We start from the raw sequence: 20,518 nt of genomic DNA, 5'->3' as shown, positions 1-20,518 counted from the left end.
ATCACCGTGCGCGCTTCCGTCGCCGTCCTGGCCGTCCTCGTCCTGCTGCCGCTGCGCGCGGCCGCGACCTGTCCCGCCGACCTGCCCGTCACCGTGGTCGTGTCGCCGAAGGTGCCGACGGCGGACGCCCCGCTGCGCGTGGTCGCGGTCGGCACGGACGGGCCGGTCGGGACGGTCGGCGTGCGGGGTGCGGACGGACGGCCGCTGGCTCCGGAGGTGATACGACACGGCGGGCCGCCGTGGAGCGTCGTCGCCACCGTCGAGCCCGTCCCGGGTCCCCTGCGCGCGGAGGTGCGCCGCGGGACGGACGTCGTCGGCTGCGCCGAGGTGGAGGTCGTCGCCGGCAGCGGCACGACCGCGCCGGACGCCCCGGGGACGCGCGCCTGGGAGGCGGGGACGACGGCGCTCTACGCGGCCTGGATCGAGCACCTCTTCGGCGCGGCGGAGGGCCAGGCGTCGACGCTCACCGGGCTCGCCGACGTGCTGCACGATCCGGAGCGCAACTTCCTCCACGATCATCTCCAGCTCGGCGAGGACGGTCCCGGCGGCCGCGCGCTCGTGCCGAAGCCCGACTGCGCCGACCTGCCCTACGTCCTGCGCGCCTACTTCGCGTGGAAGCTCGGCCTGCCGTTCGCGGCCCGCGCGTGCAGCCGCGGCGGCGGCGGCCGGCCGCCGACCTGCGGCGGGCTCGGGACGATCCTGCCGGCGCTCGGTCCCGCGGTGCCGCCGTTCGCCGGCTTCCTGCGCCGGGTGATGGACGCGGTCCACTCGGGCAGCGCGCGCACCGGGCTCGCCGACGACGCGACCGACTTCTATCCCCTGGCCCTCGACCGCGCCGCGCTCTGGCCGGGTACGATCTACGCCGATCCCTACGGCCACACGCTCATGATCGTGCGCTGGGTGCCGCAGGCGCCGGATCGGCCCGGCCTGCTGCTCGCCGTCGACGCCCAGCCCGACGAGTCCATGGGCTACAAGCGCTTCTGGGAGGGCACCTTCCTCTTCGCCGACGAGCCGACGTCCGGCCCCGGCTTCAAAGCCTTTCGCCCGCTCGTCGCCCGGGGCGGCGGCGTGCGCGCCCGCGGCAACGCCGACCTCGACGGCCGCGACGGCATCCCCGCCTGGTCCGACGCGCAGATCGGCCTCGACCCCGACGAGTTCTACGCCCGCATGGCGGCCCTCATCGACCCCGCCGGGCTGTCGCCGACGGCGGCCTACGAGCGCACGCTCGACGCGCTCGCCGAGCAGCTCGAGACCCGCGTCGGCTCGGTCGACAACGGCGAGCGCTGGAAGCGCACGCATCCGGGCACCGTCGTCGAGATGCCGGCGGGCGCCGCGATCTTCGAGACCATCGGCCCGTGGGAGGACTACGCGACGCCGTCGCGCGACCTGCGCCTGCTGATCGCGATCCACGTGCTCGAGACGCTGCCGGCACGCATCGAGCGGCACCCGGAGCTGTTCGTCCTCGGCGGGCGCGCGCCGGCGCAGGTGCGCGCCGGCGTCGAGGCGCTGCACGCGCGCGCGCCGGCGGAGCGGACCATCGCCTACACGCGCAGCGACGGCAGCACGTGGACGCTCACGCTGGCCGAGGTGCTCGCGCGTCGCGCCGCGTTCGAGACGGCGTACAACCCGAACGACTGCGTCGAGGTGCGCTGGGGGGCCGCGGAGGGGAGCGACGAGCGCGCGCCGTGCGCGCGCCGCGCACCGCCAGCGCAGCAGGCGCGGATGGCGCAGTACCGCGACTGGTTCCGCGAGCGCCGCCGTCCGCCACGCTGACGCGGCCGCCGCGCCTCGGCACGCGATCGGCATGACGTGCGGCGGCGTCATGCGACGCTGCCTGGCGCCGATACCGCTCGGCCACGGATCGTGCCGCGTGCGCGCGTGCGCGTTGCCGTGCGCACGGGCAGCGGTGCGCCCACGCCCGCGGCATCGCGCGCGCACGCCCGGCACACGGCGGCGCACGGCGCCGGGATGCGCATGGCCTCGCCCTTGCTCACAGCGCCGTCCGCCCGTGCGGACACCCACTTCCGAAAGGAGAGGCAGCACATATGGCCGTACCCACCAATCCCACCGATGCCGAGCTCAACGCGTACATCCTGTTCCGCTTCGGCATGCTCGGCATCGACATCTCGGTCCTGCCGTTCCAGGACTCCACCGCCCAGGTCGATCAGGTGAGCGTCCTGTCGTCGTGCCGCTCGACGCTGCGCCAGTCGCTCCAGCTGCTCGACTACGAGCTCGACGTGCAGACGCACATCGCCACCTACTATGCCTCGCCCCAGTGGGCGTGGACGCAGATGGGCGAGGAGGGCCGCATCAGCCTCGCCAAGCGCAAGCAGGCGCTGGGGTACTGACATGAGCACCGACGACCGTACCGACCACCCGGACACTCCGGAGCCGAACCCCGACTACCAACCGCAGGACGTCGGCATCGACCGGCGCAGCTTCCTCGTGCGCCTCGGCGCCGCCGGCGCGGCAGGGGCCGCCGTCGCGGCGCTGCCGCCGATCGCCGGCCGCACGGCCCACGCGGCGCCGAACTCCGGCACGCCCTTCGCCGACGTCGTGCGTCCGGAGGCGCGAACCGATCCGACGGAGTGCACGATCTCCGAGGCGGCGACGCTCATCAAGTCGGGGAAGCTGAAGCCCTCGACGCTGATCGGCGCCTACCTGGAGCGGATCGCGAAGTGGGACCCCCAGTACTACCAGGCCTACAACACCGTCCTCTACGACGAGGCGTCGCAGCGGGCGCTCAAGCTCGACCGCACGAAGTACATCGGCCCGCTGCACGGCGTCGGCATCGGCCTCAAGGACAACTTCTACACCGAGGGCATCCTCACCACCGCCAACTCGTACATCTTCGCGGACTTCGTGCCCGACTACGACTGCACCGCGCTCACGCGTCTCGAGAACGCCGGCGCCGTGCTGCTCGGCAAGTGCCAGATGGGCCCGCTCGCCGGCGGCCGGCCGACCACGCCCGACGGCACCGTCACCACGCGCAACCCGTGGGCGCCGAACGATCCCAGCGTGACGCCGAGCGGCTCGTCCGGCGGCTCCGGCGCCGCGACCGCGGGGCGCCTCGCGACCTGCACCCTGGGCACGCAGACCGGCGGCTCGATCACCGGCCCCGGCGGCTCAAACGGGCTCACGGCGCTGAAGCCCACGCACGGCCGCCTCTCCGTCTACGGCATCATTCCCCTCACCATCACCCGCGACCACATCGGCCCCCTGGCGCGCACCGCCATGGACGCCGCGATCGTGGCGCAGGTGGTGGGCGGGCCCGACCTGAACGACCCGCGCACGATCGGCCTGCCGCCCATGCCCGACCTCGTCGAGGCGGCGACCCCGGTCGTCAAGAAGGGCCGCGTCGTGCCGCGCTGGCCCACCCGCGTCGGCGTCATCCCCGGCTACACCACCGGCACCAACGCCACCGCCCTGGCGCGCGTGGCGATGCTGAACACGCTCGCCAACATCGGCTTCGAGGTCGTCGACATCACCCTGCCCGACGAGTTCTCGCTGCTGACCGGCGGCGCCTTCAACGTGAGCAGCTCGGAGCGCGCCGAGATCGACTTCAAGTATCTGAAGCAGGACGTCCGCCTCTTCGGCGGGCGCCTCACCGGCTGGCTTCCCAGCATCGTGCAGGGCGGGCCCGAGGTCGCGAAGGGCCTGCGCGCGCGGCTCCTCCTCATCGACCGCTGCATGAGCCAGATGTTCAACCAGTGCGACGTGGTCATGCAGACGGGCAGCACCTTCGACGGCATCGGGCTGCCGCTCTGCACCTACCTCATCGGCTTCGCCCCGAACGCCGCCGGCATCAGCCTGCCGATCACCTCGGTCCTCGGCGGGCCGCCGTTCTCCGAGGAGCGCATGCTGTCGGTGATCGCCGCGTACCAGGCGGTCACGACGTGGCACAACCGCCGGCCGGCCGATCCGCTCGTGAGCTCGGCGAAGAGCCGGATCGCGCCCACCCGCATCACCTGCCGCGACGTCGACCGCGAGTGCCGCGCGGCGATGGAGGGCTCCGAGATCGTGTGACGCGACCGCGGGGGTGCGGGCAGCGGCCCGCACCCCCGTGCACGTCGCCGCCGCCTGGGCTATGCGGGTCGCATGACGACCGGCGCCCTGCCCGCCCCGCCGAGCGGCTCCGCCCCGGCCGACGGGCTCGTCACCACGACGCACGTCATCTACGGCCTGCACACGCTGAGCGTGCTGGTCGGGATCACCACCGCCGCCACGATCATCGGCGCCTTCGTCTTCGGCCTGCCGTCGATCCTCGCGGTGATCGTCAACTACGTGCGCCGCAGCGAGGTGCGCGGCACCTACCTCGACTCCCACTTCCGCTGGCAGATCCGGACGTTCTGGTACGCCACGCTGTGGGTGATCGTCGGCTGGCTGCTGTTCGTCACCATCATCGGCATCCCGCTCGCCTTCCTGCTCTGGGGCTTCGACACCGCCTGGGTGATCTACCGCATCGCGCGCGGCTGGATCGCGCTCCGCGACCGCCGGGCGATGTACGTCTGACGCCCCCGGCTCAGGCGCCGGCGTCGGTCGCCGGGCGCGGCGGCGGGCGGAACTCCTTGTCGAGGTAGTAGAGGAAGATGCTCGCCATCGCGTCCGAGTCCCGCTCGGTCGGATTGTCGTAGACGCTCACCAGCTCGTAGTCGTGGTCCTTGTAGAGGGGCACGCCTTCGACGCTCGAGAACGACTCGATCGCCTCGAGGCCGACGCGGTCGGTGGTCGTGCGCTGGGCTCCCTTCCATACCGTCGTGCCTGCCGTCAGATCGCGCAGCTCGACCGACACCGAGTACGGATGCACGTGGACGCCGATGAAGTGCAGCGTCGTGTCGTAGGGCAGCTTCATGAGATCGGTCACGCGCGTGCGGTACTCGTGCCGCCCCGGCTTCACCACCCAGTGGCCGGTGAACTTGCGTCCCTGCGGATCCTCGATGATGAACGGCACCTGCGCCGGGATGCCGGGCGGCAGGCTGCCGGCATGGCAGCTCGCCGCGGCCGCCTTCGCGTCGATCGCGCCCGAGCCGTAGACGAGCGCCTCGTCCTCGAGCGACGCCATCACGAAGGCGCCGGTGCTGACCAGCGGCTTCATCGGCTCGGCGAGGTCGCGGTCGCGAACGTAGCGCACCCGCACCCGGTGGCGGACGCGGCGGTCGTCGTCGGGACGGTTCAGGTTCAGCACCTGCGAGTTGAGGACGATGTCCTCGTCCGAGTACGCGGGGATGCCGAAGCCGGACGGCAGCCGCACGTCGATCTGGCCCTGCGTCAGCGTGAAGATCTGCCCGAGCGGCCGGTTGACGCCCGCGGGCTGGTCCTTCGTCCACACGAGGTTCGTGTGGCACTCGTACTCGATCGACTCCGTGCGCTCGTCCTCGGGGCCGACGACGTCCATCTCGAGACCGGTGAGCCACACGAGCTCACGCGGCGGCGCCGGCTCGCCCTCGGCCAGCTTCACGACCCGCGTCGTGTACGGCCCGAGCATGGAGGGAAAGAGCCGGTCGACGTGGAACGTGTCCGAGAACAGCGTCCGCACCCGCTCCTGCGCATGTCCCGGCGGCGCCGGCCTCGCCGTTGCGCCGTCGTCCGGCTGGCCGCAGGCGGCCAGCGTGACGATGCCTGCGAGCAGCCCCGCGGCCACGGTCCGACGGCTGTGCATCGATCGAGTCCCCCCCCCGCGCCACCCGGCCGGGGTGGCCGGCGGCTGCGGCGACGCTAGTACGCGACCGTTCGCGGCCGCAAGGCATTCCGCGCCCCGCGCTGGTCCCTCGCGCGGCGGTCGCGTAGCATCGAGCGTGCGCGCCGGGGGGCCGGGGCGACGGGGAGGTGCGGATGGTGCGGACGCTGGGGATGGGGGCGCTGGTGGCCCTTTCGCTGCTCGCGGTGCCGGCCGTGGCCGCGGCCAGGCTCGACGACGCCGCCAGGGCGCGCCGCTGCCAGGCGGCGAAGCTCGCCGCCGTCGGCCGCTACCAGCTCTGCCTCGCGGACGCCGAGGCGCACGCGGTGATGCAGCAGACCCAACCGGTCGTCGCCCGGTGCGACCGGCAGCTGCGCCGCAGGTGGGAGAAGGCCGAGCGACGCGGCGGCGGGACGTGTCCCACGACGAGCGACCTCGCCCGCGTCCGCCTCGCCTCCACCCGGCACGGCGCGCGCATCGCCAGCCAGCTGGGCGCCGTCCGCACTACCGGCACGTGCAGCGGCGTCCCGTTCGCCTACAGCTACATGGTGACGAACCGCGCCACGCCGTTCGCGACCGCGAAGGACGCCGTCGTCCCGGGCGCGCCGGGCAGCCTCACGTTCTGGACCGCGAGCGGCGCCTACCAGTCGAGCGACCCGCAGTCGACCTACACCGAGGTGACCGAGACGGTCTTCCTCGAGCGCCTGCAGGCCGACCTCGCCCTCGCCGCCTCGGCCGGGCGGCTGCACCTCGGGCTCTACGTCCACGGGCTCGGCAACCTGTTCACCGAGGCGCTCGCCGAGGCGGCGGCGTTCGGATGCGCCCTCGAGCGCTCCGGCCAGTGGCCGGGCCTCCTGATCGGCTTCTCGTGGCCGAGCTACGACCTCTTCGACTCGGCCTACTACTACGCGTCCTCCGGCCCGCCGCCGCCGCCGCTGACGCCGCAGACCTCGGGCACGATCCGCGACAACGTCCTCGGCAGCCGCCAGAGCTTCGACGCGCTGGTGCAGCTCCTCGGCAGCAGGGTCGTCGCCCCCTCGGCGACGCCGGTCACGCTCTCGTTCCTCACCCACTCCGAGGGCAACTACATGCTGATGACCGGGCTCGCGGCGCTGACGCAGCCCGCGCAAGTCGACCGCTGCCTCATGCTCGCCGCCGACGTCTCGGCGGTGTCGCTGCAGAGCGGCGAGCAGGGAGCGGCGATCGCCGCGACCTGCGCCGAGGTGACGGTGTACTACTCGGGCGCCGACGAGACGCTCGGCTCGTCGAACTACGAGTTCTTTCCCTACCACCGCAGCGACTACCCGACCCGGCTCGGCCTGATCGGCCCGTACTACGGCTTCCTGCCCCCGAAGGCGCTCGCGCCGAACGTCGTCGGCCTCGACTGCTCGTCCGTCACCGTCGCCCCGGCGGTGGCGAGCATCATCGACGTACACTCGTCGTACCGCACGGTGCCCGCCATCCTCCGCGATCAGGCGGAGACCATGCTGTCGCTGCCCCACCCGAAGCGGCACGCGATCTCCGGCACGTCGCAGGGCTTCACGCTGGCGCCGTAGGCGCGCCGGCATCAGCGGTGCAGCTTCGCGAAGTCGGGCGGCCGCTTCTCGAAGAACGCCATCACCGCCTCGAGGTTCTCGGGCGTGCCGACGCGCTCGGCGAACGCCTGGTCCTCACGCGCGCGCGCCTCGGCGATCTGCCGGCTGCGGGTCGCCAGCATGAGGCGCTTCGTGTGCCGCACCGACTCGGGCGGCTGCGCGGCGATGCGCACGGCGAGCGCGTGCAGCGACGGGCGGAGCGCGTCCGGGGCGCACACGCGTACCGCGAGCCCCAGCTCGACGGCGCGGCGCGCGTCGATCCAGTCGGCGGTGAAGAGCAGCTCGGCCGCCCGCTGCCAGCCGCACACGACCGGCAGGAGGTAGCTGCTCGCCGCCTCCGGCACCACGCCCAGCGTGACGAACGGCGGCCGCAGGCGCGCGCCCTCGGCGACGTACACGACGTCACAATGGAGCAGCAGGGTGAGACCGATGCCGACGCCGACGCCGTTCACCGCCGCGAGGAGCGGCTTGTCGAACACGCACAGGCGGTCCATGAACGCGCCGAAGCCGGGATCCTCGCCGTCGGCGCCGTTCGTCATCTCGGAGAGATCCTGCCCGGCCGAGAAGGCGCCGTCGGTGCCGGTGACCACGACCACGTTGACGTCACGGTCCTCCTGCGCGTCGCGCAGGGCGTCGCGCAGCTCGTGCCACATCTGCCGGTTGAAGGCGTTACGCTGCTTCGGCCGGTTCAGGACCAGGGTCAGGACCGCGCCGTCGCGCTCCTCGAGAACGGTCTCGCGCATGGGCCCGGGCATAGCCCACGCCACGGGGGGATTGCTACGGCGTGGCGGCGCGCGCGCCAGGCGCACCGGCCAGCGGCGCCCGGCACGCGTCGATCGCCGCGCCCGCCGCGCGCGCGCAATAGCGCGCCACCGCCGCGAAGCGGCGCTGCGCGCAGTCGGCGAGCGCGGCGCCGCGCGGCGTCCCAGCGCCGCGCGCCCGCGACGCCCTCGAGGCGGGCCTTGTCGACGCCGCGCGTGGGCCCGCCCGGCGCCCGCAAAGGGACGCAGGCGGCGCCGCCAGCGCCAGATGCAACCGCACGCGGCGCGCGTTCGCAGCGGCGTGGCCGCCGCGCGCACGCCGGCGTGCGGCGCCCAGGCCTCGAGGAACGCGATCGTCGCCAGCGCGGCGTTGTCGGCCGCGAGCGCGTAGTAGGCGAAGAACTGCGCCGGAAAGCCGCCGAGATCGAGCGGATCGCCGGGGCCGTCCGACACGCCGCGGAAGCCGAGGAACGGCACGCCGGCCGCCGCCGCCCGCCGCGCCACCACGCTCGTCTCCATGTCGACGGCGGTCGGATAGAGCGGCGCCGCCGCGTGCGTGACGCCGGGCGTGCGCATCGGCTCGCAGCCGAACACGGGCCCGCCCCCGGGCGTGCAGGCCGGCGGGCTGCTGCCGAACGGATCCTCGCTCGTGCCGTCGCCGCCGACGACGAGCCGCGGCGTACGGCCCATGCACACCTCGGGCCCGGGCGGCTCGGGCGGGTTCGCGGTGCACTGCACGAACGGCAGCGGTGTGGACGCGAGGCCCTGTGCGAGCTGGAGCAGCGTCGGGTCGACGCCGACGCCGCCCTCGGCGTCGCTCCAGGTGGCCGGCACGACCACGTCGCCGATGTTCTGATCGCTGCCGGCGACGCCGGAGAAGAGGATCGCGCCGACCTCGAGCCGCGCCAGGATCGCCTCGGTCGTGCGCGCCGCGTTCGCGAGGCCGATGCCGGAGAGCACGAGGGCCACGCGGGTTCCCGCCAGCGTGCCGACGTGGACGGTGCGATCGCCGGTGACGAGCGTCTCCGTCACCGCCGTGCGCTCGAGGAGCAGGCGCTGCTCGGCGGGGAACGCCGAGATCACGACGACGACCGGCCCGGCGACACAGCGCGCGCTGCGCGCCGCACACGGATCGCTCGCCTGTGCCGCCGCAGCGCCGGCGCACGCGAGCGCGGTCGCCGCCGCCACGTACCGCAGCCCCCGGACCAGGGTCACGCCACCCCCATGGGCGCGGGCTTCCCACATCGGCGGCCGCCGCGACAAGCCGCGGCGCGGCTTTTTCGTTGACGGGGTACGGCGCGACGGTCAGATGTCGTCGCGTCCGCACTGCCGTCCGCACACACGGAAAGGGTCCCCATGCAGGTCCACGACCATCAGCTCGTCGGCGACGACGGCGTTCCCGTCCCGTTCCGCGAGAGCCCGAACTGGACGCACGGCACGTTCCTCGCACCCGAGTACCTGCTCGTGCACTACACCGCCGCGCCGAGCGCGGAGGACGCCGTCGCCCGCTTCCTCGACCCGCGCGCGCGGGCCTCCGCGCACCTCGTCGTCGGCCGCGACGGCACCGTCACCCAGCTCGTGCGCTTCGATCGCGTGGCGTGGCACGCCGGCCCGAGCCGCTGGGAGGGCCGCCCGGGCCTCAACGCCTTCGCCATCGGCATCGAGCTCGACAACCCCGGGCGCCTCGTGCGCCTCGGCCCCGGCCGCTGGGGCACCTGGTACGGCGACGTGCTGCCGGACGACGACGTCGTCCAGGCGGTGCACCGAGACGATCCGGTGGGCAGCCTGCTCTCCGGCTGGCCGCGCTATCCGGCCGCGCAGCTCGCGGCGGCGCTCGCCGCGGCCGAGGCCGTCGTCCAGGCCTACGGGCTGCGCGACGTCCTCGGCCACGACGAGGTCGCGCCCGGCCGCAGGAGCGATCCCGGTCCCGCGTTCCCGATGGCCAGCGTGCGCGCCCGGCTCTTCGGCCGTGCGGACGACGCGCTGCCGGTGTGGGTGACGAGCGAGGCGCTCGCCATCCGCGCCGCGCCGGCCAGACGGGCTGCGCCTCGCCAAGCGGCCCGTTGCCGCCGGGGACGTCGAGCGCGTCGCCACGCGGCGCCTGGTGAGCTCGTCGAAGTGCTCGACGCCGGCGGCGACCAGCCCGACCGCGAGGGCTGGGTGCACAGCCGCTTCCTCCGGCCCGCGGCGTAGACCGCCGCGGGCCGGAGGCCGGCGTGCTCAGCCGCCGTTGCCGGCCGGCCGGTAGGTGCGGCAGGGCTGGCCGCGCAGGCCCGGGCACGGCGGCAGCGTCGGCGGCGGCACGACGCCCGGGATCACCGGCAGCACCACGCGCGACGCCTTCGCGTGCATGCGCGAGATCTCGTTGCGCACCGTCCCGCCCGTGAGGAAGGTGTCGAAGCGCCAGCGTGTGCGATCGCCGCCCGGGGCGGCGATGCCGAGGCGGATGCGCGAGCCCTTCCGGAAGACGTGCGCCACCGGGAAGATGCCGACGCGCACGAGCGCGAACTTGCCGTCCGGCATCGGCGCCGCGTCCTTTTCGAGGTGCGTCGGCCACGGCTCCAGGCGGGTGCGCTTCTTGCGGTCGAGCTTGCGGTGGCTGGCGCGCAGCCAGCCGCTCTGCACGTAGGTCTCGAGGCCGTCGGGCCGGATCTCGCTCAGCGTCACCTGGATGTCCGTGTCCTCGGCGCTCGAGCGCAGATAGAGGTCGACGCTGCCCGGGCCGACGATGGTCACGTCGTCGATCAGCGGCTCGGTGGCGTACGCGAGCGCGGTGCCGTCGACGTAGGGCGCCCAGTCGTACGGCGGCAGGATCGACCAGGAGTCGGCCTCGCCGCTGCCGGGCAGCGTCTGCGCCGGCCGCACCGACGGATCGGGATTGTAGGCGTCGACGCCCTCGCCGGCCTTCCGCGGCCGCTTGCGCGCGAGCGTGCCGTCGGGACCGAGGTACCAGGCGGTGGCACGGGCGCCGTTGGCGGGCCAGCGCTGGAAGCCGACCTCGAAGCGCGGCGCGGGCAGGCCCGGCTGCGGCGAGCCGCCGCCGTTCTCGAACAGCACGCGGACGCGCGGATCGGCCTCGAAGAGCGCGCGCGCCTGGTCGTAGTCGGTGATGCCGTCGAAGCGGTCGACGGGCAGCGGCGGCGTCGGCACGTTGCCGCCGAGGATCTGCGAGTAGACGATGGGCGCGAACGGCGCGGCACGACTCGGGTCGGGCAGCTGGTGCGCCACGTAGAGGTCGAGGAACGCGATCCAGTTCCACAGGATCGCCGGCTCCATCGCGCTCGTGTGAACGCCGTTGATGAGGCTCACCTTGACGTCGCGGCGCTTCGGCAGGAGGCGCAGGTACGAGGCGAAGTCGCCGCCCGTCTGCTCGTCCTGCCACGCGCCGGCGAGGAACGTCGGCACCTGGATGTCGCCGACCCAGTTGATCGGCGAGCGCGCGTCCATGAGGTACGGCAGGTAGAACGGGTGGCTCTGGGTGAACTCGACCGCGTCGAGCGTCTGCAGGCGCAGGCGCTGGTTCGCGATGCAGGTCTGGTCGCCGTTGCGCGCCCGGCGGCGGGCCCAGGACTGGCCGCCCTCGGGAGCCGGCTCGGCGTCGCTGTTGCGGCCGCGCAGCCAGCTCTCGGCGAAGCCGTTGTTGAAGATGCCGCCCGGGAAGCCGGGGGCCCGGTAGATGTCGGCGATGGTCGAGAACGGCGCCACGGCGCCGAGATGCGGCGGCCGCGCGCCGGCGACGAACAGCTGGCTGATGCCGGGGAACGAGATGCCGATCATGCCGACCTTGGCGAACTTCACCCACGGCTGCACGCCGACCGTCTCGATGATGTCGTAGCCGTCGGCCGTGGTGGGCAGGTCGAAGAGATCGATGACGCCGCCCGAGCAGCCCGAGCCGCGCATGTTGACGCCCACCGTCGCGTAGCCGAGCGCGCTCGCGAGCAGCGTCGACGGCTGCGGGTTGTCGGGGTCGGCCGGCGAGTAGCCGGAGTACTCGATCAGCGTCGGGAACGGGCCGTCGGCCATCGTCCTGCCGAGCGGCGGACGGATCATCGCGGCGAGCAGCGTGCCGTCGCGCATCTGGATGTACTGGTAGCCCGCGACCAGCGTCTGGGCCTGGTAGAAGGACTGGTCGGGGTGATCCGTGAACACGAGGGTCGTCACGGGCTGCCCGCCGCCCCCGGCGGTGAGATCCCGCACGACGAAGGGGTTGCCCTCGCCGAGCTCGCGGAAGACCAGGCTGCCGAAGCGGTCGACCGTCCCCCGCTGGACCTCGAGGCCCCCCGGGGTCTCGAGCCCCACCACGTTGCCCTGGACACCGTTTCGGACCCCCACGAAGCCGATGCCGGCCTGGAGGTCGAACGCCGATGCCGGCCCCACCCCCGCGGCCACGATCGCCACCCCCAGGGCGGCACGAATCACCCACTCGCACGTACGCTTGTGCATTGCTCTCCTCTGTCGCCCAGCGCGTGGGGCCGCCGACCGGCGCCCGCTCCCCCGCCTGCGAAGCGCGCGGAGGCTACCCGGCGGCCACGACGGGCGTCCACCGAAATCACGCCGTTCGCACAGCGATCGGGGCTCGTCGGCGCGCTGGCGATGGGCTATGGAGGCGACTCGTCTTCGGGGAGTAGCCGCCCGCACCAGCGGGGCACGCGTCAACACACTTGGCCCTCGGGCCATGGCACGTGCGCACGGACCACGCGGTCCGGGGTTGGCGAGACCGACGGCGCGGACCACCGGCACGGGCCGGCGGCGGTCCGCGGCGTCGCGCATCTCCCTCGGCCCCCGAGTCCCCGGAGTCCCCATGGAAACGCTCTGGACCGCCACCGCGGTCGTCGCGATCGCCGAGATCGGCGACAAGACCCAGCTCCTCGCCATCGTCCTCGCCGCCCGCTTCCGCCGCCCGTGGCCGATCGTCGCCGGCATCTTCGCGGCGACGCTGCTGAACCACGCCGCCGCCGCGACGGCCGGCTACTTCGTCGCGCAGTGGCTGACGGGGCCGACGTTCCAGATCGTCGTCGCGCTCGGCTTCCTCGCCATGGCGGCCTGGGCGCTCGTCCCCGACGCCGCCGACGACGGCCCGTCCGACGCCGCCCGCGGCGGCGTCTTCCTCACCACGCTGGTGGCCTTCTTCCTCGTCGAGATCGGCGACAAGACGCAGATCGCGACGACCCTCCTCGCGGCGCGCTTCCACGACGTCGCCCTCGTCACCGCGGGCACGACGCTCGGCATGATGCTCGCCAACGTCCCCGCCGTCGTCTTCGGCGAGGCGGCGACGCGGGTCGTGCCCCTGGCCGTCGTGCGACGCCTCGCCGCCGCGCTGTTCGCGGTCCTCGGTCTGTGGATGCTCGTCAGCGCGCTGTGGTGACGCCGGCGGGGAGGCGGTAGGCGACGAGCTGCGCCGGGCTTCCGAGGCCGACCGGAACGAGCACGAGGTCGCCCGCGACCGCCGGCCATCCGTTGATGCCGTCGCCGGCCTTCACGCTCCACAGCGGCCGGCCGCCCTCGTGGCGCGCGAAGGCGTGCAGCGAGCCGTCGAAGGCGGTCGTCAGCACCACGTCGTTCACGACCGTGGCGGCGCCGAAGGCGGCGGCGGGCAGCGGCTGCGTCCACTGCACGACGCCGCTCGCCGCGTCGAGCGCGACCAGATCGCCGCGCGCCGAGGCGACGTAGGGGAAGAACGAGAAGTGGTCCTCGCGGTCGCCCTGGTACGGCGTGGCCATGTCGTTCACCGCGACGTAGATCGTGCCGTCGGCGTAGGCGGGCGGCGTCATCACGCCGCCGAGGAGCCCCGGCTTCACGAAGGTCGGCTCGAGCGGCACGGCGAGGAGATCGTCGTTCACGTGCTCGCCCACGGCCGTCCTCCACAGCGGCATCCCGTCGGCGGCGTCGAACGCGTGCACGTAGCCGGCCTTGCCGGTGCCGACGAGCAGCCGGCGCGCTCCCCCGGCGACGGCCACGTCGGCCAGCATCGTCAGGTGGAAGTCGTGGTCGAAGAGGTCGCGCGGCTGCACCTGCCGATACCAGCGCAGGGTGCCGCGGCCGGCGTCCACGGCCAGCGCGCAGTTGGTATAGAGGTTGGGCCCCGGGCGGCTCGAGGCGTTCGGGAAGGCCGCGATGCCGGGGAACGGTGCCGGGTTGCCGGTGCCCCAGTAGGTGACGCCGGCCATCGCGTCGATCGCGGGCGGGAACCATGCGCCGCCGCCGCTGTTGACCTGCGGATTGCCCCACAGGTCCGGCGAGTCGACCGTGTCGAACGACCACACGATCGCGCCGGTGTCGACGTCGAGCGCATGCAGGACGCCGCGATCGCCGCCCGTGAACTGGCCGAAGACGCTCACCGGCACGGTCGAGACATAGAGGCGGCGGTCGTACACGACGGGCTGCAGGTCGATGCCCTCCGTCGCCGTCGCCGGGACCTCGACGCGCCACTGCTCGGCGCCCGTGCCGGCGTCGAAGGCCGCCACGAGGTTGCGCCCGACGACGGCATAGACGCGGCCGTAGCCGATCGCCGCGCCGTTCGGCCCCACCGACAGGTAGCCGACCGCAACGCTCCACCGCGCCGCGCCGGTCGCGCGCTCGAAGGCGTAGAGGTTCGAGAGCAGGTCCTGCACGAAGACGGTGTCCCCGACGACGAGCGGGTTCGTCGCCAGCGCGCCGGTGAGGCCGAGCGGGGGAATCGTCGCGGCCCACGCCGGAACGAGCGTGGCGACGTTCGCGGCGGTGATCGGCGAGGCGGTGGTCGCCCGGGTGCCGAGGTGGTCCCGGTTCGGCAGCGGCCAGTCCGCCGCGGCGGCGGCGACGTCGGGCGGCACGCCGGGCGCGGTGCAGGCGTCGGGCGGCGCCGGCGCGGCCGCGGAGACGAAGCGGTGTCGGCCGTCGGCGCGGCGCGCGGTCGACGAACGCCGCGCAGTAGCGCCGGCTGCCCACCACGAGCAGCGCGTGCACCGTGTCCTCGGTGCCGCGCCCGCGCGGTTTCTGATCCGGCGCGGCCAGCGTGCAGCGCGCGCAGGCCGCGGTCGTCGAGCCGCACCCGGCAGGCGCCGTCGCGGAACGCCCAGCCGTCGGCCGCCGCCTTCCACCCCCCGCACGGCAGCCCGATCCAGCCGGTGTCGGATGCCGCGGAGGAGACCCACGCGCGCAGCTGCGCCCGCACCGTGTCGCCGGCATCGCCGCGGCAGCGCGGATCGTCGGCCGAGTCCGCCGTGCCGCGGCCGATCTCACGGCTCCGCGAGCGCCAGGCCACGACGCTCGGCCTCGCCGCCCGCGCGCCGGGCTCGCTGACGACCAGCCGCGTGCCCGGCAGCGGCTGCTCCCCGGGACCGGGCCGTCCATGCACCCGGGATGCGGCGCCCAGGCACAGGACGACGGCGGCAGCGCTCCAGGCGTAGCGGAACGCGGCGGCGCGAGACACGGCAGGTCGCGACATGGCGGACCGACGCGTAGCCGATCCGGCACCGCCGGAACAGGCGCGCGCGGGCCGCGTCACCCGCTGCCGCCGCCTTTCGGACGGCGTCCGCGCCTGCTCGCATGCGCGCTGGCGCGATCCGTGCGGCGCTGACACTGTGACGGCTCGTGCGACGCCTCGTCCTGCGCTGGCTCGTCCTCCTCGACGCCACCCTCCTCCTCGTGGCCCTCGCCCTCGCCGCCGGCGGCTCGCACCGCGCCTACCTGCTGCTGGCGGCGGTGCCGGTCGTCTTCGTGCCGTTCTCCTACGCGCGCTGGCGCCTGCATCGCGCGCTCGACGCCGCGCTCGGCGCGCGGCATCCCCGGGTCGTCGCCGCGATCGGCGGCGCGGAGATCGCCCTCGACCTGGTCCTCGTCGCACAGCTGCTGACCGCCCGCGGTCCGGCCTTGCTGGCGCTCGTGCAGGGGCCGGTGATCGGCTGGATCGGGCCGGTGTGGTTCAGCGCGCACGCGCTGCTGCTGCTCGGCTACGGCGTCGTCGGGCTCGCGCGCCTCGCGTACCGCGCGGCGGCGCGCGTGCGCATCGCGCTCGCACCGCCGCCGCCCGCGCCCGCCGGCGCGGAGGTGCTCGGGCGGCGCGAGTTCCTGCAGCGCGCCGGCGTGGCGGGCGCCGCCCTCCCCTTCGCCGCGGCGTTCTCCGGCGTGCCGCTGTCGTACGACTTCCGCGTCGAGCACCGCACGCTCGTCGTGCCCGGCTGGCCGCGGCGCCTCGACGGGCTCCGCGTCGTCCACCTCTCCGACATCCACGTCGGCGGCGCCATGACGCGCGAGCGCCTGCTGCGCATCGCCGAGCTGACGAATGCGGCGCGTCCCGATCTGGTCGCGCACACGGGCGACTTCCTCACCCATCGCAGCGGCGACTTCGACCTGCCGCTCTACGAGGCGCTCGCCCGCGTGCGCGCACCGCTCGGGCAGTGGGCGTGCCTCGGCAACCACGACTACGACGACCCGGCGCGCATCGTACGCCGCCTCGGCGAAGCCGGGGTCGCCGTGCTGCGCGACCGCCGCGACCGCCTCGTCGTCGACGGCGAGCCGCTCGAGATCGCCGGTGCCGACTTCGTCTTCTCGCCGACGGCGCGCGAGACGACGTACGCAGCGCTGGCGCGCGCCTGGGGACCGCCCGACGCCGGTGCCCGCGTGCTGCTCAACCACGACCCGAGCGCCTTCGCCCTCCTGCCCGACGACGTCGCGAGCCTGGTGCTCTCCGGTCACACCCACGGCGGCCACGTCGGCATCCAGCTCGGGCCTTCGCACGCGCTCACCGTCGTCGGGCTGCTCGGCCTGCCCGATCAGGGCGTCTTCGCGCGCGGCGACATGCGCCTCTTCGTCACCCGCTGCGTCGGCTTCTACGGCTACCCGATGCGGGTCGGCATCCCGCCCGAGATCGCGGTGCTGACGCTGCGCACGCCGGACGCGCGCTCGAGCCTCGCGCCGGCGCGCGCGGACCCGGCACCCGCCTGAGGCGCCGCGCTACCTGGCCGCGACCAGGCGGGCGAGGCTCTTGTCGGGATGCTCCCAGTCGTCGACGTCCATGCGCGCGACCTCCTTGCCGTCGCGCCGCAGGACGCCCGTCGGCAGCGCGCGCACGCCCATCGCATCGGCGACCTTGTCGGGCGCGCCGTCGGCCGGCACGCCGTGGAAGCGGACGGTGAGCCCGGTGCCCTGCGCCTCCTGCATCACCTTCAGCAGGCGCGGCACCATCTCCTCGCAGTGCGAGCACCAGCTGCCGAAGAAGACGAGCAGCTCGAGCGGCTGCGTGGCCCGGCGCAGGACGGCGACCGAGGCGGCGTCGGGCTCGTAGCGGGCGGCGTTGCGCCGGTACTCCGGGAGCGCCGCGAGCAGCTCCGCCCCGGTGCGCTCGCCGAGGATCGGCGGCGCCTGGGTGAGCGTGAGGGCCACGCCGTCGCGGTCGAGAACGAGATCGGGACCCGAGAAGCGTACGCCGAGGAAGTCCTGCTGCGGCCCGCCGGTGTCGACGCGCATGGTCTCCGCGTCGGACGGGCTCGGGGTGACGCGGGCCGGATCGAGCAGCCGGGCGCTGGTCGGGGCGGTCGTCACCCAGACCGGGCGGCCGAAGACGGATCCCGTGACCAGGAACGCGACCGGCGCGTCGAGCGAGCGGTAGACCTTCGCCTCGGGAGCGCCCGGCCCCTTCGTCGCCGCCTGGAGCTGCCCCGTCGCCGCCACGTCCACGGTGGCCGCGTGGAGCCACCCCGGCAGCAGCAGGGTCATCAGCAGGAGACCTACGGGCGAACGGGTCATGGCGACTCTCCTCGGGCGAGCGCGTCGAGCACGGCGTCGGGCGGGAAGCCGCTCCAGGTGGCCACCACCCGTCCCTCGTCCACGAGCGCGCTGCGCGGCAGCGTGCGGTAGAGGCTGCGTAGCATCGTCGGGGCCATGCTGCGAACCGGAAACGCCGGCCCGGCGGCCCACAGGAAGGCCATCGTCTGCGTCGGATCGTCCGGCGCGACGCCCCAGACGCCGAGCGGCGCGCCCGGCAGACCGAGGCGCGCGTTGAGGGGCGCGATCGCCGCGCGCGTCGCCGGGTCGGCGCGATCGAAGAGGAGCACGAGGTGACGTCCCGTCGCCAGCTCCGACACCACGCCGGCGAGCGGCGTGTCGGCGACGGCGACGCCCGGGGCGAGCGCCGTCGCGTGGTCGTCCAGCGGCAGCGACGGCGCCGCCAGCGCGAACGCGCCCGCCGCCGCCGCCACCGCGAGCGCGGGCAGCAGGCGCGAGGCCCGGGCGCGCGGCGTGCGTCCCATCCAGGCGAGCGCCGAGAGGGCGAGGAAGACCACGTCCTCGACGAACGCCTGCTGCGGCGTGCGCTCGACGAGCTGGCCGAAGCAGCCGCAGGAGGTGCCCGCCGCGCCCGGCGACAGCCACTGCCAGGTGACGATGGCGAGGAACACGACGAAGGTCAGGTTCGTCGCCGCGAGCACCAGCGGATGACGCCAGCCGAGGAGCAGCGCCGTCCCGAGCCCGGCCTCGTAGGCGATCGCCCCGACGGCGACCGCCGGCCAGGGGATGCCGCCGAGCGGCAGCAGCAGCGCCATCTCATCCGCGAAGCGCTGCGGATCGATCGCCTTGGCGTAGGCGGCGACCAGCAGCACCAGCCCGAGGAGGCGGGCGGCGAGCGAGCCCAGGAGCGGAGCGAGGCGCGTCATCGGCGGGCGGCAGCGCCCTACCACAGGCCGCCCGGGTTCCCTAGTGGCCTTGACCTGGTCCGTCGAAAGGCGGCTTAGTCCGCCGTTGCCCACGGCGGTCGCCCCCATCCTTTCCATCGGGAAGCGCTTCGAGCGCCGCTTCCGCCGTCTCGTCCTCGCGCGCCTGGCCGGCGCGGCGTCGCACCAGGAGCAGCTCGAGCTGGCCCGGGTCCACCGCGTCCTGCTGATCCGCGCCAACTTCCGCCTGGGCAACCTCGTCCTCGCGCTGCCGGCGCTCCCCGCCCTGCGGGCGGTGCTGCCGGATGCGCCGCTCGACGTTCTGTGCGGCCGCGGCTTCGCGACCCTGCTCGACGGCCACCCCGACGTCGACACCGTGCTCACCGTCGACCGCCGCAGCCTGACGCACCCGCTGCACCTGTGGCGGCTCGCCCGACGCCTGCGTGCGGCACGCTACGACCTCGTCGTCGACGGCGGCCGCGGCAGCAGCTTTCTCGGCGCGATGCTGGCACGCCTGTCCGGGGGACGCTGGCGGGCGGCCAACGCGGGCTGTCGCTACGAGGCCTGCTTCAACGTGCTCGCGCCGCACAGCCACCGACGCCACAAGCTCGACCTGCTGCTCGACATGCTCGACGGCCTCGGCATCCCGCCCGCCGAGCACGCGCCGCGCCTCCACCTCCGCCCGGACGAGATGGCGCGCGCCGCCGCCGCCCTCGACGCCTGGGGCACGGGCCCGCGGCCGCTGGTCGGCATCAGCATGGCGGGCCGCTCGGAGAAGGGCTTTCCGCACGCGCAGATCGCGGCCCTCGCGAACCAGCTCGTCGGCGCCGGCAGCAGCGTGGTCGTCTTTCCCGGCCCCGAGGAGCAGCACCGTGCCGCGGCGCTGCGTCCGCAGCTGCGGCGGGAGGTGCGCGTGGCACCGCTGCTGCCGATCCGCGAGTTCGCCGCGGTGATCGCGCTCCTCGACGTGTTCGTCACCGCGGACAGCGGTCCCATGCACGTGGCCGCCGCGGTCGGCACGCGCGTGGTCACCGCCGTGCGCTCGCTCACCGCGCCCTACTTCGTCCCGCGCGGGCCGCGCCACCGCGCCGTGCTCCCCGACCCGGCCCACCCGGTCGCGGACCTCGCCGCCGCGATCGCGGAGCTGCTCGCCGCGGAGCCGCCGGCGGCGGTCCAGCCGCCCACCGCCGTCTGAGCGGCGGCGTCCCGCTTCAGGAGAGCGGGATGCCGAGCTCTTCGAGCTTGCGGTAGAGCGACGAGAGCGAGACGCCGAGGCGGCTCGCCGCGGTGCGCTTGTTCCCCGCCAGACGGCGCAGGACCGACTCGATGTGCATGCGCTCGAACGCCCGCACGGCGGCGCGCAGATCGTCGTCCGCCGGAGCGAGCAGCGCCGCCTGGCCCGCCGAGAGCCGGCGCGGCACGTCCTCGACGTGGACCCACTCGCCGTCGCCCACGCTCATCGCCTGCGCCAGCGCGGCGCTGAGCTCGCAGAGGTTGCCCGGCCACGGCCACGCCGCGAGCTCCGCGAGCGCCGCCTCGTCGACGCCGCGATAGCGACGCTTCAGCACCGCGTTGTGGCGGCGCACGAGCATGGCGACGAGCGCCGGCAGGTCTTCGCGCCGCTCGGCCAGCCCGGGCACGCGCACCACGGCGTCGGCGAGGAGCTCGTAGAGCTCCGCAGCGAGACGTCCCGCGCCGACCAGCGCCGCGACCTCGCCGCGCACGCTGGCCACGACCCGGACGTCGAGACGCACCGGGACGCGGCCGCCTTGCGGGACCACCTCCTGGGCCTCGATCGCCCGCCGCACCCGTGCCTGCACGTCGGCGGGCAGCGCATCGACCTCGTCGAGGTGGAGC

General features: G+C 74.5%; 16 protein-coding genes. 9 read left to right on the top strand and 7 right to left on the bottom strand.

Translation table 11 applies throughout. The annotated features are described in order from the left end of the window. The 4 genes from KIT14_25845 (at position 1) to KIT14_25830 (ending at position 4,512) form a co-directional block, all read left to right on the top strand. Positions 1–1,773: a hypothetical protein gene (locus KIT14_25845; GenBank protein ID MCW5893942.1), complete on the top strand. Its 1,773-nt coding sequence runs from the start codon at positions 1–3 to the stop codon at positions 1,771–1,773. A gap of 272 nt (positions 1,774–2,045) precedes the next feature. After that, positions 2,046–2,348: a hypothetical protein gene (locus KIT14_25840; GenBank protein MCW5893941.1), complete on the top strand. Its 303-nt coding sequence runs from the start codon at positions 2,046–2,048 to the stop codon at positions 2,346–2,348. A 1-nt stretch (position 2,349) separates the two neighbouring features. After that, on the top strand, positions 2,350–4,026 hold the full coding sequence (locus KIT14_25835) for an amidase (GenBank protein MCW5893940.1): 1,677 nt from the start codon (positions 2,350–2,352) through the stop codon (positions 4,024–4,026). Between the two features lie 72 nt (positions 4,027–4,098). Next, complete coding sequence (locus tag KIT14_25830; protein MCW5893939.1) at positions 4,099–4,512, top strand: hypothetical protein; 414 nt, start codon at positions 4,099–4,101, stop codon at positions 4,510–4,512. A gap of 10 nt (positions 4,513–4,522) precedes the next feature. Here the strand turns inward: KIT14_25830 and KIT14_25825 are convergent, their stop codons facing one another. Then, positions 4,523–5,659 (bottom strand): hypothetical protein, encoded by a 1,137-nt coding sequence (locus KIT14_25825; GenBank protein MCW5893938.1) that lies wholly within the window; start codon positions 5,657–5,659, stop codon positions 4,523–4,525. A gap of 173 nt (positions 5,660–5,832) precedes the next feature. On the opposite strand from KIT14_25825, the gene KIT14_25820 reads away from it, so the two are divergent. Continuing rightward, a complete protein-coding gene (locus KIT14_25820) occupies positions 5,833–7,233 on the top strand; it encodes an alpha/beta hydrolase (protein MCW5893937.1) in 1,401 nt (466 codons plus the stop codon). 11 nt (positions 7,234–7,244) lie between these two features. Here the strand turns inward: KIT14_25820 and KIT14_25815 are convergent, their stop codons facing one another. After that, on the bottom strand, positions 7,245–9,278 hold the full coding sequence (locus KIT14_25815; protein MCW5893936.1) for an enoyl-CoA hydratase/isomerase family protein: 2,034 nt from the start codon (positions 9,276–9,278) through the stop codon (positions 7,245–7,247). Between the two features lie 111 nt (positions 9,279–9,389). Between KIT14_25815 and KIT14_25810 the strand changes: the two genes are divergently transcribed. Further along, on the top strand, positions 9,390–10,226 hold the full coding sequence (locus tag KIT14_25810; protein ID MCW5893935.1) for an N-acetylmuramoyl-L-alanine amidase: 837 nt from the start codon (positions 9,390–9,392) through the stop codon (positions 10,224–10,226). Between the two features lie 27 nt (positions 10,227–10,253). Here the strand turns inward: KIT14_25810 and KIT14_25805 are convergent, their stop codons facing one another. Then, complete coding sequence (locus tag KIT14_25805; protein ID MCW5893934.1) at positions 10,254–12,476, bottom strand: CocE/NonD family hydrolase; 2,223 nt, start codon at positions 12,474–12,476, stop codon at positions 10,254–10,256. 358 nt (positions 12,477–12,834) lie between these two features. On the opposite strand from KIT14_25805, the gene KIT14_25800 reads away from it, so the two are divergent. Beyond that, entirely contained in the window at positions 12,835–13,398 is a 564-nt protein-coding gene (locus KIT14_25800; GenBank protein ID MCW5893933.1) for a TMEM165/GDT1 family protein, read from the top strand. Here KIT14_25800 and KIT14_25795 read toward each other — a convergent pair. Further along, entirely contained in the window at positions 13,382–14,845 is a 1,464-nt protein-coding gene (locus KIT14_25795; GenBank protein ID MCW5893932.1) for a PQQ-binding-like beta-propeller repeat protein, read from the bottom strand. The two genes, KIT14_25800 and KIT14_25795, sit on opposite strands and share 17 nt — an antisense overlap. A 760-nt stretch (positions 14,846–15,605) precedes the next feature. Here KIT14_25795 and KIT14_25790 point away from each other — a divergent pair. Further along, the gene (locus KIT14_25790; protein MCW5893931.1) at positions 15,606–16,958 is read left to right on the top strand and encodes a metallophosphoesterase; all 1,353 of its coding nucleotides are present in this window, start codon (positions 15,606–15,608) and stop codon (positions 16,956–16,958) included. Positions 16,959–16,967: 9 nt separating this feature from the next. Here KIT14_25790 and KIT14_25785 read toward each other — a convergent pair whose 3' ends face one another. Both KIT14_25785 and KIT14_25780 read right to left on the bottom strand, forming a co-directional pair. Then, positions 16,968–17,759 carry a thioredoxin family protein gene (locus KIT14_25785; GenBank protein ID MCW5893930.1) on the bottom strand — a complete coding sequence of 264 codons (792 nt, stop codon included), beginning with the start codon at positions 17,757–17,759 and terminating at the stop codon, positions 16,968–16,970. Further along, on the bottom strand, positions 17,756–18,664 hold the full coding sequence (locus tag KIT14_25780) for a hypothetical protein (GenBank protein MCW5893929.1): 909 nt from the start codon (positions 18,662–18,664) through the stop codon (positions 17,756–17,758). Before KIT14_25780 ends, KIT14_25785 begins: the two co-directional genes overlap by 4 nt. Before the next feature lie 85 nt (positions 18,665–18,749). Between KIT14_25780 and KIT14_25775 the strand changes: the two genes are divergently transcribed. After that, positions 18,750–19,856 carry a glycosyltransferase family 9 protein gene (locus tag KIT14_25775; GenBank protein MCW5893928.1) on the top strand — a complete coding sequence of 369 codons (1,107 nt, stop codon included), beginning with the start codon at positions 18,750–18,752 and terminating at the stop codon, positions 19,854–19,856. A gap of 16 nt (positions 19,857–19,872) precedes the next feature. Here KIT14_25775 and KIT14_25770 read toward each other — a convergent pair. Then, on the bottom strand, positions 19,873–20,518 hold a 646-nt coding region (locus KIT14_25770; GenBank protein MCW5893927.1), incomplete at its 5' end, for a sigma-54-dependent Fis family transcriptional regulator.

It is taken from the genome of bacterium (assembly GCA_026129405.1).
GTDB lineage: Bacteria > Desulfobacterota > Binatia > DP-6 > DP-6 > JAHCID01.
Note: the sequence above shows the minus strand (reverse complement) of the source record. Positions and strands in the feature narration are given on the sequence as shown.

Bases quoted from the DNA above. Each gene is read 5' to 3' on its own strand.
- KIT14_25825 (MCW5893938.1), bottom strand. From the start codon at position 5,659: ATGCACAGCCGTCGGACCGTGGCCGCGGGGCTGCTCGCAGGCATCGTC.
- KIT14_25780 (MCW5893929.1), bottom strand. From the start codon at position 18,664: ATGACGCGCCTCGCTCCGCTCCTGGGCTCGCTCGCCGCCCGCCTCCTC.
- KIT14_25840 (MCW5893941.1), top strand. From the start codon at position 2,046: ATGGCCGTACCCACCAATCCCACCGATGCCGAGCTCAACGCGTACATC.
- KIT14_25785 (MCW5893930.1), bottom strand. From the start codon at position 17,759: ATGACCCGTTCGCCCGTAGGTCTCCTGCTGATGACCCTGCTGCTGCCG.
- KIT14_25805 (MCW5893934.1), bottom strand. From the start codon at position 12,476: ATGCACAAGCGTACGTGCGAGTGGGTGATTCGTGCCGCCCTGGGGGTG.
- KIT14_25820 (MCW5893937.1), top strand. From the start codon at position 5,833: ATGGTGCGGACGCTGGGGATGGGGGCGCTGGTGGCCCTTTCGCTGCTC.
- KIT14_25835 (MCW5893940.1), top strand. From the start codon at position 2,350: ATGAGCACCGACGACCGTACCGACCACCCGGACACTCCGGAGCCGAAC.
- KIT14_25800 (MCW5893933.1), top strand. From the start codon at position 12,835: ATGGAAACGCTCTGGACCGCCACCGCGGTCGTCGCGATCGCCGAGATC.
- KIT14_25830 (MCW5893939.1), top strand. From the start codon at position 4,099: ATGACGACCGGCGCCCTGCCCGCCCCGCCGAGCGGCTCCGCCCCGGCC.
- KIT14_25815 (MCW5893936.1), bottom strand. From the start codon at position 9,278: ATGTGGGAAGCCCGCGCCCATGGGGGTGGCGTGACCCTGGTCCGGGGG.
- KIT14_25810 (MCW5893935.1), top strand. From the start codon at position 9,390: ATGCAGGTCCACGACCATCAGCTCGTCGGCGACGACGGCGTTCCCGTC.